The following is a 16,143-nucleotide window of genomic DNA, read 5'->3' as shown; positions in this document are numbered from 1 at the left end:
GAACGGTGGGGTTGTGTTCGCCGGGTGCTTTCAAGTATGGTGGGCGCGCCTGGCGAATTCTCGCCAGTGGTAGCGTGGCTTTACACCCTTAAGACAGAAGAAGGGTTGCGCGGCGCGGGCCGCCATTCATTTTTAACCTTTTTGTAATTTTAAATTTACGCCTGTCTTGTGTACTAGTTTATTGTTAAACTCACGGCTTACGGCCTGCTGTCAAACCCTTTCGCCTTGCGCGAAAGGTGAGGTAATCCATCCATGAATCAACCCATTTATTTAGTCGGCGCGCGCGGCTGCGGAAAAACCACTACCGGCGAGGCGCTGGCACGCGCGCTGGCATACGGCTTTGCCGATACCGACCGCTGGCTGCTGGAGCAGACGCAGATGACGGTCGCCGAGGTGGTGGAGAAAGAAGGCTGGCCGGGTTTTCGCGATCGTGAAAGCGAGGCGTTGCAGGCGGTTACCGCGCCCGCAACGGTGGTCGCGACCGGCGGCGGCATGGTGTTGCGTGACGAAAACCGCGAGTTCATGCGTGCGCATGGTATCGTGATTTATCTCAACGTGCCCGTCGAGGTTCTGGCGCAGCGTCTTGAAGCGTTCCCGGAAGCGGGCCAGCGCCCGACGCTCACCGGCAAGCCGGTGACGGAAGAAATTGCCGATGTGCTGGCGGTACGCGACGCGCTTTATCGCGAATGCGCCCACCACGTGATTGACGCCGCCGACGCGCCCGCGGTGATTGTTTCTCGCATTATTGACGCGCTACACGTCGCCCATGCCAGCTAAGTGACGGGATTGTCTATACTTAACGCTCCTCCCCGATAAATTAAGGAAGAGCTATGCCGACCAGACCCCCTTATCCGCGCGAGGCGCGCGTGGTGCCTGTTGAGAAAGGCGTACCGGGTAAGACCGTCACCAGTTATCAACTGCGCGCCGATCACCCCGAGCCCGATTCACTTATCAGCGAACACCCTACCGAACAGGAAGCGCTGGACGCCAAGCGTCGTTACGAAGATCCGGACAAATCCTGACCGCGACCGGCGGCAGGCGCAGGCGTTGCGCTTACCGCCACTCCGAAAATGAGTAGCTGCCGCTTTGCATCACACCTTTTATCCAAAGCTAATGTTAACGATACGTTATGATTATTTTTCGGTAGCTTGCGGCAGGCTTTTCCTGCTGTATGCGTAAGCTGCTACGCTTTTTGATTCATCTTCCGTTTTCGCTCAAGTATTCAGCGAAAAGTGTCGTTAACTCTTTGAGAGGCTGTAAACCAAGGCGATTAACATGCGTGCGACTCTGGCCATACTTACCCTCGGTGTAGTACCTGTCAGCGAGGTACTGCCGTTGTTAACCGAACATATTGATGAGCAGCAAATTACCCATATCAGCCTGATGGGGAAACTGTCGCGCGCCGAGGCGATGGAAGATTATGGCGTAACGGGCCAGGAAGAGACGCTTATCACTATGCTGTCCGACGGTGAAAAAGCGACGGTCTCAAAAGCCAAAACCGAAAGGGCGCTGCAAAGCGTTATTGAAGTGCTGGATAACCAGGGCTATGACGTGATTTTACTGATGAGTACGCAGCGCTTCAGCGGTCTGCGTGCGCGCAACGCCATTCTGCTGGAGCCGGATCGTATTATTCCACCGCTGGTCTCGTCGATTGTCGACGGGCATCAGGTGGGCGTGATAGTCCCTGTTCCGGAGCTGATGGCGACACAGACCCGGAAATGGCAGGTGCTGGAAAACCCGCCGCTTTACTCGCTCGCCAATCCGTTTTACGGCACGGAAGAGGAACTGGTCGGCGCCGGGCGCGATCTGCTGACCCGCGGGGCGGATGTTCTTCTGCTCGACTGCCTTGGCTTTCATCAAAAACACCGCGATCTGCTGCAAAAGGCGCTCGATGTGCCGGTGCTGCTCAGTAACGTCCTGGTGGCGCGACTCGCTTCCGAACTGCTTATCTGAGCGCCTCGCACAATTTGCGTGACAGCGCTCAGGCTGGCCCTCTATATTGTTTTTCCAACCATTTTTTCGATAAGGGCCTGCTTATGCTTCAGAGTAACGAATACTTTTCCGGTAAAGTGAAATCTATCGGCTTCACCAGCAGCAGTACGGGCCGGGCGAGCGTAGGCGTGATGGCGGAAGGGGAATACACATTCGGCACCGCGCAGCCGGAAGAGATGACCGTCGTGAGCGGCGCGCTCAATGTCCTGTTGCCGGGCGAAACCGAATGGAAAACGTTTGAGGCGGGGCAGGTGTTCCATGTGCCGGGGCACAGCGAGTTTCATTTGCAGGTGGCCGAGCCGACATCGTATCTCTGTCGCTACCTGTAAGCGCGCCGCCCCGGGCGGGGCGACGCGAATGCATCAGCGTTGGGCTTCTCCGCCCAGCGCTTCCACTAAGTTCTGAATCAGCGCCGCCAGTTCGCCCGTCATCAGCGTGAAATCGGCGTCAAAGCGTTGCGCCACATCTTCACGCGCAATGTCGTCGTTCTGATCGCGCAGCTCATCAGCAAATTTCAGGCGTTTCAGCGAGCCGTCGTCGCACAGCATAAACTGCACGCGCTGCTGCCAGTCGAGCGCCAGTTTGGTGACCACTTTACCCGCTTCGATATGTACCGCGATTTCGTCGCTCACCAGCTCCTGCTTTTTACAGCGGATCACGCCGCCATCTTCCAGTATGGCTTTAAGCTCTGCTTCATCCAGCAGCTGAAAACCCTGCGGCACGTTATTGGCGCGCACCCATTCGGTGAGCGTCAGCTCAATCGGGTTTTCCAGCGTCAGCGGCACCACCGGCAGCGAGCCGAGGCTTTTACGCAGCAGCGCCAGGGTATCTTCCGCTTTTTTGGCGCTCGCGCAGTCCACCACGATAAGACCCGTGGCGGTATCAATCCACATCATGGTCTGGCTGAAGCGGCTGAAGGCGCGCGGCAGCAGTGAATGCAGCACTTCATCTTTCAGCGAATCTTTTTCCGTCTTTTTAAGCTTGCGGCCCTGATCGGCCTCCAGACGGGCGATTTTCGCCTCCAGCGCCTGCTTGATAACCGGCGCGGGCAGGATTTTCTCTTCTTTGCGCGCGCAAATCACAATCTGGCCGTTAACGGCGTGGGTAAGCGCGTCGCTGCTGCCGCCCATGGGCGGCACCCAGCCGGTTTTCGCCATATCCTGGCTGCCGCACGGGGTGAAGGTAAACGCAGCTAACTGTTTTTCCATCTCATCCGCACGCAACGCGGCGTCGCGGTTTAAACGGTAAACCATTAAATTTTTGAACCACAGCATGTTAATTTCCACGGCCTGGTAGTTAAACGCAGCGGGCATGATAACGAATCAGCCGCGGCGTTTCATTGCCTTTCACGGACAGGTTATCTACTCTCCTGATAAGTCATTGAATATGAGGAAGCAGACGTGCGTATTGGGATCGATTTAGGCGGCACCAAAACCGAAGTGATTGCGCTCAGCGACGACGGCGAGCAGCGTTTTCGCCACCGCGTGCCGACGCCGCGTGACGATTACCCGCAAACCATCGAGACGATAGCCGGTCTCGTTGAGCTTGCCGAAAAAGAGACCGGCGAGCGCGGCACCGTGGGCGTCGGCATTCCGGGCACGCTCTCGCCTTATACCGGCGTCGTTAAAAATGCCAACTCAACATGGCTGAACGGCCAGGCGCTGGATAAAGATCTCAGCGCGCGGCTGGCGCGCGAGGTGCGGCTCGCCAACGACGCCAACTGTTTTGCCGTGTCTGAGGCCGTCGATGGCGCGGCGAAAGGCGCGCAGACGGTCTTTGCGGTCATTATCGGCACCGGCTGCGGCTCCGGCATTGCGCTGGGCGGCGCAAGCCACATCGGGGCCAACGGCAACGCGGGCGAGTGGGGGCATAATCCGCTGCCGTGGATGGATGAAGACGAGCTGCGCTACCGTGAAGACGTGCCGTGCTACTGCGGCAAACAGGGCTGTATCGAAACCTTTATCTCCGGCACCGGCTTTGCGACTGACTATCATCGCCTGAGCGGCCAGCCGCTCAAGGGCAGTGAAATCATCCGGCTGGTAGAGGCCCAGGACGCGCTGGCGGAGCTCACGCTCAGCCGCTACGAGATGCGGCTTGCGAAATCGCTGGCGCATATCGTCAATATTCTTGACCCGGACGTGATTGTGCTGGGCGGAGGCATGAGCAATGTCGACCGGCTCTATAAAACCGTGCCGCCGCTGATGAAACACTGGGTGTTTGGCGGCGAGTGCGAAACGCCGGTGCGCAAAGCGGTGCATGGCGATTCGAGCGGCGTGCGCGGCGCCGCGTGGCTCTGGCCCGTGGTGCGTTAATATAAAAAGAAAGGGGCGCAACGCCCCTTTTTTTATCGGCCTTAATCGACCTGATACTCCCGCGCCAGGCGGCTCACGCCAAGGCCGTTAATTTTTCTGACCTTGATCTGCACCGGGATACGTTCTTTCATCGCCTCTACATGACTGATGACGCCGATGGTTTTGCCGCTGGCGTTCAGCGCGTCGAGGGCGTCGAGCGCCGTATCAAGCGTCTGCGCATCCAGGGTGCCGAAACCCTCATCAAGGAACAGCGAGTCGATACGGGTTTTGTGGCTCACCAGATCCGAGAGCGCCAGCGCCAGCGCAAGGCTCACCAGGAAGCTTTCGCCGCCGGAGAGCGTGCGGGTGTCGCGTACCGCATCCGCCTGCCAGGTGTCCACCACTTCCAGCTCCAGATCCTCGCTCAGCTTGCGTTTAAGCAGGTAACGGCCATGCAGGCGCGTCAGCTGGTTATTGGCCAGCCAGACCAGATTATCCAGCGTCAGCCCCTGGGCGAACTTACGGAATTTATCCCCTTTCTGCGAGCCGACCAGATGGTTGAGCTGGCCCCATTCGTCGGCCTCGCGCCGCGCCTGGTCAATCTGCCCGAGAAGGGCGGCAAGCTGCGTGCGGCTCTCTTCATCCTGGCGCAGCTGCTGACGCAGTTCTCCCTGACGCGTGGTGTTGTCACGCAGTTGCTCCGTGATAACCGCCAGCGCGGCCTCGCTCTGACGGGCGTCAGCGGCGTCGTCCATCAATGCCGGGCGCGCGCTCAGGTGGCGCTCCAGCGCCTGCTGCGCCTGTGTAAGCAGCGTATGTTGCGCCTCGCGCTCGCGCTCCAGTCGCTGTTTTTGCGCTTCGAGCTGACTGCGGGTGGCCTCATCAAGCAGGGCGGCGAGAAATGCCGCTTTATCCTCAAACGGGCTGGCGGTAAGCGCCGCGTCGAAATCTTGCTGGACGCTCTGGTAGCGGGCGCGCTCCTGCTCAAGCTGCGCGCCGAGCGTCTGCCACTGCGCTTCCAGCGATAAACAGCGCGTATGGATCTCCTGGCCCGCGCGCGGCAGTTCGTCTGCGGATAACGATGCCGCCTGCGCGTCGCCCTCCTGCGGCAACAGGGTCAATAGGGCTTCACAGGCGGAAAGCTGTTCACGCAGGCGCTGCTGGCGCTCGTGGTGCTGCTGCCAGCGGCGCGCCTCTTCTTCACGTTCGGCGAACCACGGCGCGGGGTTGTCGTCATCCGGCGCGGGCAGCGCGAAAGCGTCGAGCTGGTCGCACAGCGCGTTCTGCTGAGTCTGACAGGCGGCGTCCAGCGTGGTTATCTGACGCAGCGCGCCGTCAATGGCGGCGTCCAGCATCTGGCGCTCGCGCAGCAGATGCAACTGCTGTTCGCGGCGGGTCTGCGCGTCAAGCCAGGGGGTGAGATCCTCGCCCGGCGCATAATCCAGCGCGGCGGCGGCGCACAGCGTCTGCCATTGTGAGGTGAGCGCTTGCTCCTCTTCCAGCAAGCTTGCCGCTTCGCTTTCCTGCTGCTGACGCTGTTTCATCAGCGCGTCGAGCTTGCCGCGGAGCGCCGCGCCTTCGGTGCCGAGCTGCTCTTTCTCCTGCTCAAGCTGCGCAAGACGCAGGCGGCTCGCGTCAGGCGTCAGCGCCTGGTACGCCTCAACGGCCGGGTGCTCGGTCGCGCCGCAGAGCGGGCAGGGGCTGCCGGGTTGCAGTCGCGCGCGCTCTTCAACGAGGCTCGCGATGCGTTGCTCCAGCTCGCAGACTGCTTTCGCGCGGGTGACCTCGTCCTGTTTGGTTTTGTAATCCTGACGCTTTTGCGCCAGCTGTTGTTCGGCGAGCTGAATTTGCGTTTGCAGGGCGCTGGTCGTCTCCTGCAGGCGCGCTTTACGGCGCGTCAGCGGCGCGAAAGTTGACTGAAGCGTCGAAAGCTTCTGACGCAGCGGCCGCTGGTCGTTAAGCTGCGCCAGCGCCTGAGCGGCGTCATCCGGCGAGAGCGCCAGCCCGGCATCCGGCAGCGCGTCGCGCTTGCGGCGAGTGGCGTCGAGCGTCTCGTTCAGCGCGCGCAGCTGCGCGCGATCGCGCTTTTGTTGCGCCAGCACCGCGCGCCAGCCCGCGAGCTCGCTGCTCCACAGGCGGTAGCGGTCGTGCTCCGCAAGCCAGCGGCCCAGTTCGCCGAGCTCGTGCGTCTGGGCTTGCGCCTGTTGCGCGGCGGCCTGGCGGATCTCCCGGCGGCGCTGCTGGCTTTCCTGTAAGCGAACGCTTACTTCTTCATGCTTGCGACCAGTGGCGGCAAGGGCGGTTTCCAGCTCCTGACTACGCAGCCAGGCCGGGCGCAGTTTTTCCGCCGGTAGCGCCGTTTCAAGACGCGCCAGCTGCGGCGCGGCGGCCAGTAGTGCCTGATCTGCCGCCGCCGCCGCATGGCCCGCCGCGTCCTGGGCGCTGGCAAGCGCCGTGCGCTGCGTCAGCCACAGGTGTTCTTGCTGTAACTGGCGCTGGCGGGCGAGCAGCGTTTTTTCATCGTCAGTGAGCGCCTGCAAACCTGTGGTTAAGCTTTCGCGCTGCGCATCGTCCAGCAGCCGCACGCCCTGCGCCTGGGATTCGAGCTTCTCAAGCTGGCTACGCGCCTCTTTATGCTGTTCGAAAATACGCGCCGAGACCTGGCCGTAGATTTCAGTGCCGGTCAGCTCTTCCAGCAGTTCGGCGCGCGCTTTGGCCTCGGCATTGAGAAAGGCGGCGAACTGCCCCTGCGAGAGCATCATGGAGCGGGTGAAACGGTCGTAATCCAGACCCGTCAGCGCGGCTATTCTGTCGAGTTTATCTTTAATTTTATCGGCGACGATTTTGCCGTCTTCGCAGCGCGCCAGCTCCACGCGCGGCGCCTGCAGATTGCCGTCCGGCAGGCCCCGCGCGCGGCTCTGGCTCCAGAACGCGCGCCAGGCGACGCCTTTTACTTCAAACTCCACTTCTGCCAGGCATTCGGCGGTATCGCGCGTCATCAGGTCATTCTGGCTTTGCGACAGCGCGTTCAGGCGCGGCGTGCGGTGGTAGAGCGCAAGGCAGATGGCGTCAAGCAGCGTGGTTTTACCCGCGCCGGTCGGCCCGGTGATGGCGAACAGCCCGTTGCTCGCGAACGGCTCGGCGGTGAAGTCGATTTTCCATTCGCCTTTCAGCGAGTTCAGGTTTTTCAGCCGCAGGGTTAAGATTTTCATGCTTCGTCCTCCTCGTGCAGGCTTTCCAGCGTGCGGGCGAAGAGCGTGCGCAACTGCGCTTTCTCCGGCTCCTCCAGGGCTTCCAGCTCCAGGCGGCGTTCAAACACCTCCTCCACCCCCAGCTCGCTGAGCGTTTCGGTGCTGAGCGAGCCAAGCGCGCGCTCGCGCATTTCACGGCTGCGGCGCAGCAGAACGACTTCCACCGGCAGGCTTTCGGTCAGCTGGCTTATCTGGCGGTGCATATCATGCAGAAATTCGCCGGTGTCGATTTCGATATCGAGCCACACTCTGGGCTCGTCCGGCGCATCGCGCCACTGTTCGAGCTGCGCGGTGATAGACTCCAGGCTGCCTTTCAGTACCGCCAGCGGCTGGCTGACCGGCACCGGCAGGGCCGTGACGTCGCGCAGTTTGCCGTCGGCGAACTCCACCAGATAAACGCTTTTCTCTTTACCGGTTTCATCAAAGCTCAGCGCAATCGGCGAGCCGCTGTAGCGGATATGCTCGCAGCCCGCGACTTTCTGGGCGCGGTGAATATGCCCCAGCGCGATATAATCGGCGGGCGGAAAGCGGTCCGCCGGAAAGGCGTCGAGCGTGCCTATATAGATGTCGCGCACCGCGTCGCTTTTGGTGACGCCCACGGTGGTAAGATGGCCGGTCGCGATAATCGGCAGATTACGCTCGCCGCGAAGCTGGCAGGCGGCCTCATAGCTTTGCTGATAGTGCTGGCTGATGGCCTCCAGCAACTGCTGCTGTTTTTCCCGGCCCGACTGCCCGCTGAGGCTTCGCAGCACGTCGCGCGGGCGTAAAAACGGCACCGGGCAGAGCACCGCGCCCGGCTCGCCGTCGCGGCGGTATAATAACGTGGCCTGGCTTTCCGGCGTGAGCTGCGCGCTGGCGATGACCTGCGTGTTCAGGCAGGCCAGCAGCTCGCGGGATTCATTGAGCGTCGCCACCGAATCATGGTTGCCGCCAAGCACGATAAGCGGGCAGTTTGCCGCCTGAAGTTTGACGACAAAGCGGTTATAGAGCTCGCGCGCATAGCTGGGCGGCGCGCCGGTATCAAAGATGTCGCCTGCGACAATAATCGCATCTACCTGATGCGCCATTGCCGCCTCCAGCAGCCAGTCGAGAAAGGCTTCATGTTCGGCGGCGCGGCTTTTGGCGTAAAAATTTTGACCAAGATGCCAGTCTGAGGTATGCAGAATACGCATGGGATGCCCTGTGGCGAAAAAGCGAGAAGGGGATTATAAACATCCAGTACGGCGGGTGTCCTGTTTCGTCGCGCCGCCGGGTTTTACCGCACGCGCTGACAGGTCATCTTACGGTCATCTTTTTCATAAATCTGTCATAAATCTGACGCATAATGGCGCCGCATTACATACTGTTTACTTTATTTAACAGGGCGAATCATGGCGAGACGTATTCTGGTCGTTGAAGATGAAGCACCTATCCGCGAGATGGTGTGTTTCGTACTGGAGCAAAATGGCTTCCAGCCGGTGGAAGCGGAAGATTATGACAGTGCGGTGAATCAACTCAATGAGCCCTGGCCCGATCTGATTCTGCTGGACTGGATGCTGCCCGGCGGATCGGGGATCCAGTTTATTAAGCATATCAAACGCGAAGCGCTGACCCGCGAGATCCCGGTGGTGATGCTGACCGCGCGCGGTGAAGAAGAAGATCGCGTGCGTGGGCTGGAAACGGGCGCCGACGATTACATTACCAAACCGTTCTCCCCGAAAGAGCTGGTGGCGCGTATTAAAGCAGTCATGCGCCGTATCTCGCCGATGGCGGTGGATGAAGTCATCGAAATGCAGGGCTTAAGCCTCGATCCGTCATCGCACCGCGTGATGACCGGCGAAAATCCCCTCGATATGGGGCCGACCGAATTCAAGCTGTTACATTTCTTTATGACGCACCCGGAGCGCGTTTACAGCCGTGAACAGCTGCTGAACCACGTCTGGGGCACCAATGTGTATGTGGAAGATCGTACCGTGGATGTGCATATCCGCCGCCTGCGCAAGGCGCTGGAACACAGCGGTCATGACAGAATGGTACAAACGGTGCGCGGTACGGGTTATCGGTTCTCAACCCGTTTTTAAACCCAAAACAGGAGTGTGACGCGTGCTGGAACGGCTGTCATGGAAAAGACTGGTGCTGGAGCTGTTGCTGTGCTGTATTCCGGCGCTGGTGCTCGGGGCGATATTCGGCTATCTGGCATGGTTTTTACTGGCGGCGGTAACCGGATTGCTGGTCTGGCATTTCTGGAATCTGCTGCGGCTCTCCTGGTGGCTGTGGGTGGATCGCAGCATGACGCCGCCGCCCGGCAGCGGCAGCTGGGAACCCTTGCTCTACGGCCTGCACCAGATGCAGTTGCGCAATAAAAAACGCCGTCGCGAACTGGGTAATCTTATCAAACGCTTTCGCAGCGGCGCGGAATCCCTGCCGGACGCCGTGGTGCTGACCACGGAAGAAGGCGTTATCTTCTGGTGCAACGGCCTTGCGCAACAGCTTCTCGGCCTGCGCTGGCCCGACGATAACGGCCAGAACATCTTAAACCTGCTGCGCTATCCGGAATTCACCAGCTATCTGCGCGGCCAGGAGTTCAACCGGCCATTGCATCTGGTGCTCAATAACGGGCGTCATCTTGAGTTTCGCGTCATGCCGTACAGCGAAGATCAGCTGCTGATGGTGGCGCGCGACGTCACGCAGATGCATCAGCTCGAAGGCGCCAGGCGCAACTTTTTCGCCAACGTCAGCCACGAGTTGCGCACCCCGCTGACCGTGTTGCAGGGCTATCTGGAGATGATGCACGAGCAGACGCTCGAAGGGCCGCTGCGTGAAAAAGCGCTGCACACGATGCGCGAGCAGACGTACCGCATGGAAGGGCTGGTGAAACAGCTATTGACGCTTTCGAAAATCGAGGCGGCGCCCGCGATGCAGCTCAACGAGACGATCGACGTGCCGATGATGCTGCGGGTGGTGGAGCGCGAAGCGCAGACGCTCAGCCAGCAGAGGCAGACGTTTACTTTTGAGGTGGACCCGCAGCTTAAAGTGCTCGGCAATGACGAGCAGTTGCGCAGCGCGATTTCAAATCTGGTGTATAACGCAGTCAATCATACGCCCGCCGGGACGCACATTACGGTGCGCTGGGAGCATGTGGCGAATGGCGCGCGCTTTAGCGTGGCCGACACCGGGCCGGGGATTGCCGCGGAGCATATTCCGCGTCTGACCGAGCGTTTCTACCGGGTGGACAAGGCGCGTTCGCGCCAGACCGGCGGCAGCGGGCTGGGGCTGGCGATTGTGAAACACGCGCTGACGCACCACGACGCGCGTCTTGAGATAGAAAGCGCGCCTGGCAAAGGCACCACGTTTTCGTTCCTCCTGCCGGAGCGACTGATTGTCGCCACGCCTGCTAAAGCCGTTTCTGAGGTTTAATTCGTAAAGCTTCCTTTCCAGGGCCAGCGATAAGCTGGCCTTATTCATTTTTTTGCCGCCTCTGAACGCTTTTTTCAGCGTTTGGCGCTTTTTTGCTCGCGCGAATCGCCGGAGGTTTTTTACGATTTTAGATTTTATCACTGCCCTGAAACTTAGATCTGGCATAAAGGTCTGGTTTTACGATCCCGTCTTGCCTTTAAACGTTATAAGCGTTTAAATTGCGCCCCTGCTATTGCCAGACCGACTGTTTTTGCGTGGTAAATCGAAAAACAATTCTTCGCCAGCGTAATCGGGAAGCATATCCCGCTGTCAGCCCTGGAAATAGCGGCGTTTTCGTCAGGTGACTGGCGGTAAAAAATTATTCAATTTCAACACCACATCCACAGGCAGTAAATCTTATGACCCATCACTTAAAATCGCGCGACATTATCGCACTGGGGTTTATGACCTTTGCGTTGTTCGTCGGCGCGGGCAATATCATTTTCCCTCCTATGGTTGGTTTGCAGGCCGGTCCGCATGTCTGGACGGCGGCGATCGGCTTTCTTATTACCGCCGTGGGTCTGCCTGTGCTGACCGTGGTGGCGCTGGCGAAAGTCGGCGGCGGCGTTGACAGCCTGAGCCATCCGATTGGCCGCGTGGCGGGCATTCTGCTGGCGACGGTTTGCTATCTGGCCGTCGGGCCGCTGTTCGCGACGCCGCGCACCGCGACCGTGTCGTTTGAAGTGGGCATTGCGCCGCTCACCGGCGACGGCGCGCTGCCGCTGCTTATCTACAGCCTGGTCTACTTCGCGCTGGTGATCCTGGTGTCGCTCTATCCGGGCAAACTGCTGGATACCGTGGGTAACTTCCTGGCGCCGCTGAAAATCATCGCGCTGGTGGTGCTGTCTGTGGCGGCGATTGTCTGGCCGGCGGGCGATATCAGCGTGGCGACGGAGGCCTATGAGAAAGCGGCGTTCTCCAACGGCTTCGTCAACGGCTATCTGACGATGGATACGCTGGGCGCGATGGTGTTCGGGATTGTTATCGTCAACGCGGCCCGTTCGCGCGGCGTCACTGATTCTCGTCTGCTGACGCGCTACACCATTTTCGCGGGCCTGATGGCGGGCGTCGGCCTGACGCTGCTCTACCTGGCGCTGTTCCGTCTGGGCTCTGACAGCGCGACGCTGGTCGATCAATCCGTTAACGGCGCGGCAATCCTTCACGCCTATGTTCAGCACACCTTCGGCGGCGCGGGCAGCTTCCTGCTGGCGGCGCTGATCTTCCTGGCGTGCATGGTGACGGCGGTGGGCCTGACCTGCGCCTGCGCCGAGTTCTTCGCGCAATACCTGCCGCTCTCTTACCGCGCGCTGGTGTTTATCCTGGGTCTCTTCTCCATGGTGGTGTCGAACCTCGGCTTAAGCCAGCTGATTCAGTTCTCTATTCCGGTGCTGACGGCCATCTATCCGCCGTGTATCGCACTTGTTGTACTGAGCTTTACCCGCGGCTGGTGGCATAATTCGGGCCGTGTTATCGCCCCGGCGATGGCGGTCAGTCTGCTGTTCGGTTTGATTGATGGGGTGAAAGCCTCGGCGATAAGCGGTATCCTTCCGGCCTGGACTCAGAAACTGCCGATGGCGGATCAGGGGCTGGCCTGGCTGCTGCCGACCATCGTGATTACGGTGGCGGCGGTGGTCTGGGATCGCGCGACCGGACGGAGCGTCACAACTACCGCTCACTGATCGTCGGTTGATTGTTGAACCACGGGGCCTGGCTCCGTGGTTTTTTATTGTATGACGTGGTACTGGAAAGATGGAAAACGAGAACAAGCTCAAGCGCGGATTGAGTACAAGACACATCCGCTTTATGGCGCTGGGTTCAGCGATTGGCACCGGCCTGTTTTACGGCTCGGCGGACGCCATCAAAATGGCGGGCCCGAGCGTACTGCTGGCTTACATCATTGGCGGCGTGGCGGCGTATATCATTATGCGCGCGCTCGGCGAGATGTCAGTACATAACCCGGCGGCGAGCTCCTTCTCTCGCTATGCGCAGGATAACCTCGGCCCGCTCGCAGGCTATATCACTGGCTGGACCTACTGCTTTGAAATTCTGATCGTCGCCATCGCCGACGTCACCGCGTTCGGCATCTATATGGGCGTCTGGTTCCCGACGGTGCCGCACTGGGTCTGGGTGCTGAGCGTGGTGCTTATCATCTGCGCCATTAATCTGATGAGCGTGAAAGTGTTCGGCGAGCTGGAGTTCTGGTTCTCGTTCTTTAAAGTCGCCACCATTATCATCATGATCGCGGCCGGGATCGGCATCATCATCTGGGGCATCGGCAACGGCGGCCAGCCGACCGGCATACATAATCTCTGGAGCAACGGCGGCTTCTTCGCGAACGGCTGGATTGGCACCGTGATGGCGCTGCAAATGGTGATGTTCGCCTACGGCGGCATTGAGATTATCGGCATCACCGCTGGTGAAGCCAAAGATCCGGCCACCTCCATCCCGCGCGCTATTAACTCCGTGCCGCTGCGTATTCTGGTGTTCTACGTGGGTACGCTGTTCGTGATTATGTCCATCTACCCATGGAATGAAGTCGGCACCAACGGCAGCCCGTTTGTGCTGACATTCCAGCATATGGGGATCACCGTTGCGGCGGGCATTCTGAATTTCGTGGTGCTGACGGCGTCGCTGTCGGCGATTAACAGCGACGTGTTCGGCGTGGGCCGTATGCTGCACGGCATGGCCGAGCAGGGCAGCGCGCCGAAAGTGTTCGCCAAAACATCGCGCCGCGGCATTCCGTGGGTGACAGTGGTGGTGATGTGCTTTGCGATGCTGCTGGCGGTTTATCTTAACTACATCATGCCGGAAAACGTCTTCCTGGTGATTGCGTCGCTCGCGACCTTTGCGACCGTCTGGGTCTGGATAATGATCCTGCTCTCGCAGGTGGCGTTCCGCCGCCGTCTGAGCGCGGATGAAGTGAAGGCCCTGAAGTTCAAGGTGCCGGGCGGGGTGGCGACGACCATCGTCGGCCTGATTTTCCTGGCGTTTATCATCGCGCTGATTGGCTATCATCCGGATACCCGCATTTCGCTCTACGTTGGTTTCGCGTGGATTGCGCTGCTACTGCTGGGCTGGGTGTTCAAACGCCGCCGCGACGCTCGTCTTTCCGCGTAACGCTCCCTTCCATCCCCGCCGCCTGGCGGGGATGTCATTTTCGCTCTACGATCAACGTCGTTTCTCCGCCTCCCGTCTCCTCCCCCAATAAAATCCAGAATGAGGAAGGCGCGCGGTTGTCCGTGTGGAAAGATGCGCCTGTTTTCTGTCGATTAAGGATCAAAGTGTATGTTGAATGCCTGGCATCTCCCCGTTGCGCCCTTTATTCACCGGCAGGGGGAGAAATTACTGATCACCCTCTGGCTTGCGGGCGACGCGCTGCCGGAAAAGGTCGTACTGCGTTACGAGCGCGATAACGAAGAAACGCCATTTGAGATGAAGCGCCTGGCCGCCGCGCCGCATCCGCAGGTCAGCGCGTGGCAGGCGAGCATTCCGCTCGGCGACGGCCAGCCGCGCCGCCGCTACTGCTTTAAGCTGTTATGGGGCGATCGCCAGCAGTGGTTCAGCCCGCTGGGGCTGAGCGAGTTTCCGCCCGCCCGGCTGGCGCTCTTCGCCATCGATGCGCCGGATGACGGCCCGCAGTGGGTGCAGGATCAGGTGTTCTACCAGATCTTCCCGGACCGCTTCGCCCGCAGCACGCCGCGCGGGGCGCAACAGGACAAGATCTACTATCACCACGCTCAGGGGCACGACATCATCCTGCGCGACTGGCACGAGCCGGTAAGCGCAGAGGCGGGCGGATCTACGTTTTACGGCGGCGATCTCGACGGGATAGCTGAAAAAATCCCGTACCTCAAAAAGCTCGGCGTCACGGCGCTCTACCTAAACCCCATCTTTAGCGCGCCGAGCGTGCATAAGTATGACACCGCCGATTATCGCCATGTCGATCCGCAGTTCGGCGGGGATGAAGCGCTGCTGCGCCTGCGTGAAAAAACGCGCGAGGCGGATATGCGCCTGATTCTGGACGGCGTCTTTAACCACACCGGCGACACGCATCCGTGGTTCGATCGCCACAATCACGGCACGGACGGCGCCTGTCACCATCCTGATTCGCCGACGCGCAACTGGTACAGCTTCACCGATGACGGCTATGCGTTCTGCTGGCTCGGTTACGACAGCCTGCCGAAGCTCGATTTCGCCGAGCGCGGCGTGGTGGAGGAGATCTATCAGGGCGAAGAGAGCGTGGTGAAGCACTGGCTGAAAGCGCCGTGGAGTATCGACGGCTGGCGGCTCGATGTGGTGCATATGCTCGGTGAAAACGGCGGCGCGAAAGAGAACCTGCGCCATGTCGAGGGGATCACGCGCGCGGCCAAGGCGGTGAATCCGCAGGCGTTTGTCTTCGGCGAACATTTTGGCGATGCGCGCCAGTGGCTGCAAAACGACGTGGAAGATGCGGCCATGAACTACCGTGGTTTTACGACGCCGGTGTGGAGCTTTCTCGCAGGCGTGGATCACGGGCTTGAGCCGCAGCAGCTTGACGCCGCCGACTGCGCCCGCTGGATGGAAGAGTACCGCGCCGCGCTCTCGCACCAGCAGCAGTTGCGTATGTTTAACCAGCTCGACAGCCACGATACCGCGCGCTTTAAAACCATCGCCAAAGGCGACCCGGCGCGACTGCGGGCGGCAGCGGTGTGGCTTTTCTGCTGGCCCGGCGTGCCCTGCGTTTTCTATGGCGACGAAGTGGGCGTGGAGGGCGGCAACGATCCGTTCTGCCGCCAGCCGTTCCCGTGGGATAAAGCGCAGCAGGACGGCGAACTGCTGGCGCTGTATCAGCGGCTCGCGCGCCTGCGCCACCGCAGCCGGGCGTTGCGTTCCGGCGCGTGCCAGGTGGTGTACGCAAAAGGTGATGTCATTGTGTTCGCGCGCGTCTTCCAGCAGGAGAGAGTGCTGGTGGCGCTGAACCGCGGCGCGGCCTGCGAAGTGACGCTGCCATTCTCCCCGCTGCTTGATGACAGAGCCTGGACGCGCGAGGAGGGCGATGGCGCGCTGGAAGGGCAGACGCTACAGCTCGCCGCCGGGGCGGCGCTTATCCTGCATTCACGATAAGCGTAACGAAACGCGGTAAAGGAATACCGCTTTTCATCCAGATATGGGAAAGTAGCCGCACTTCTGCCGCA

13 protein-coding genes are annotated in these 16,143 nt (G+C 60.2%); 10 read left to right on the top strand and 3 right to left on the bottom strand.

All coding sequences use genetic code 11. The features are described from left to right. Positions 1-252: 252 nt before the first annotated feature. From aroL to ppnP, 4 genes are all read left to right on the top strand, one after another. Positions 253-777, top strand: a complete 525-nt coding sequence (gene aroL / locus AB8W27_RS15950; RefSeq protein ID WP_012815502.1) for a shikimate kinase AroL — start codon at positions 253-255, stop codon at positions 775-777. Positions 778-830: 53 nt separating this feature from the next. Further along, positions 831-1,022, top strand: a complete 192-nt coding sequence (gene yaiA, locus AB8W27_RS15945; protein WP_004386841.1) for a protein YaiA — start codon at positions 831-833, stop codon at positions 1,020-1,022. A gap of 253 nt (positions 1,023-1,275) precedes the next feature. Further along, positions 1,276-1,953 carry an AroM family protein gene (locus tag AB8W27_RS15940; RefSeq protein WP_012815503.1) on the top strand — a complete coding sequence of 226 codons (678 nt, stop codon included), beginning with the start codon at positions 1,276-1,278 and terminating at the stop codon, positions 1,951-1,953. An 83-nt stretch (positions 1,954-2,036) separates the two neighbouring features. After that, the gene (gene ppnP / locus AB8W27_RS15935; protein WP_007764979.1) at positions 2,037-2,321 is read left to right on the top strand and encodes a pyrimidine/purine nucleoside phosphorylase; all 285 of its coding nucleotides are present in this window, start codon (positions 2,037-2,039) and stop codon (positions 2,319-2,321) included. Between the two features lie 33 nt (positions 2,322-2,354). On the opposite strand, the gene rdgC is transcribed toward ppnP, so the two are convergent. Beyond that, positions 2,355-3,266: a recombination-associated protein RdgC gene (rdgC, locus tag AB8W27_RS15930; protein ID WP_041924113.1), complete on the bottom strand. Its 912-nt coding sequence runs from the start codon at positions 3,264-3,266 to the stop codon at positions 2,355-2,357. A 126-nt stretch (positions 3,267-3,392) separates the two neighbouring features. On the opposite strand from rdgC, the gene mak reads away from it, so the two are divergent. Beyond that, positions 3,393-4,304, top strand: coding sequence for a fructokinase (gene mak / locus AB8W27_RS15925; RefSeq protein ID WP_012815505.1), 912 nt, complete (start codon positions 3,393-3,395; stop codon positions 4,302-4,304). 41 nt (positions 4,305-4,345) lie between these two features. Here the strand turns inward: mak and sbcC are convergent, their stop codons facing one another. Both sbcC and sbcD read right to left on the bottom strand, forming a co-directional pair. Next, the gene (gene sbcC / locus AB8W27_RS15920; protein WP_012815506.1) at positions 4,346-7,495 is read right to left on the bottom strand and encodes an exonuclease subunit SbcC; all 3,150 of its coding nucleotides are present in this window, start codon (positions 7,493-7,495) and stop codon (positions 4,346-4,348) included. Then, complete coding sequence (gene sbcD / locus AB8W27_RS15915) at positions 7,492-8,706, bottom strand: exonuclease subunit SbcD (protein ID WP_012815507.1); 1,215 nt, start codon at positions 8,704-8,706, stop codon at positions 7,492-7,494. Before sbcD ends, sbcC begins: the two co-directional genes overlap by 4 nt. Before the next feature lie 198 nt (positions 8,707-8,904). Between sbcD and phoB the strand changes: the two genes are divergently transcribed. The 5 genes from phoB (at position 8,905) to malZ (ending at position 16,072) form a co-directional block, all read left to right on the top strand. Next, the gene (gene phoB / locus AB8W27_RS15910; RefSeq protein ID WP_007720408.1) at positions 8,905-9,594 is read left to right on the top strand and encodes a phosphate response regulator transcription factor PhoB; all 690 of its coding nucleotides are present in this window, start codon (positions 8,905-8,907) and stop codon (positions 9,592-9,594) included. Positions 9,595-9,616: 22 nt separating this feature from the next. Next, positions 9,617-10,930 carry a phosphate regulon sensor histidine kinase PhoR gene (gene phoR / locus AB8W27_RS15905; protein WP_012815509.1) on the top strand — a complete coding sequence of 438 codons (1,314 nt, stop codon included), beginning with the start codon at positions 9,617-9,619 and terminating at the stop codon, positions 10,928-10,930. 398 nt (positions 10,931-11,328) lie between these two features. Continuing rightward, entirely contained in the window at positions 11,329-12,648 is a 1,320-nt protein-coding gene (brnQ, locus tag AB8W27_RS15900) for a branched-chain amino acid transporter carrier protein BrnQ (protein ID WP_012815510.1), read from the top strand. Between the two features lie 70 nt (positions 12,649-12,718). Further along, positions 12,719-14,086, top strand: a complete 1,368-nt coding sequence (proY, locus tag AB8W27_RS15895) for a proline-specific permease ProY (RefSeq protein ID WP_012815511.1) — start codon at positions 12,719-12,721, stop codon at positions 14,084-14,086. 168 nt (positions 14,087-14,254) lie between these two features. After that, a complete protein-coding gene (malZ, locus tag AB8W27_RS15890; protein WP_012815512.1) occupies positions 14,255-16,072 on the top strand; it encodes a maltodextrin glucosidase in 1,818 nt (605 codons plus the stop codon). Positions 16,073-16,143: the final 71 nt, after the last annotated feature.

Origin of the sequence: Cronobacter turicensis, from assembly GCF_041222865.1 — a bacterium.
Lineage (GTDB): Bacteria > Pseudomonadota > Gammaproteobacteria > Enterobacterales > Enterobacteriaceae > Cronobacter > Cronobacter turicensis.
The sequence above is the reverse complement of the archived record's forward strand: the minus strand, read 5'-3'. Positions and strand labels throughout refer to the sequence as shown.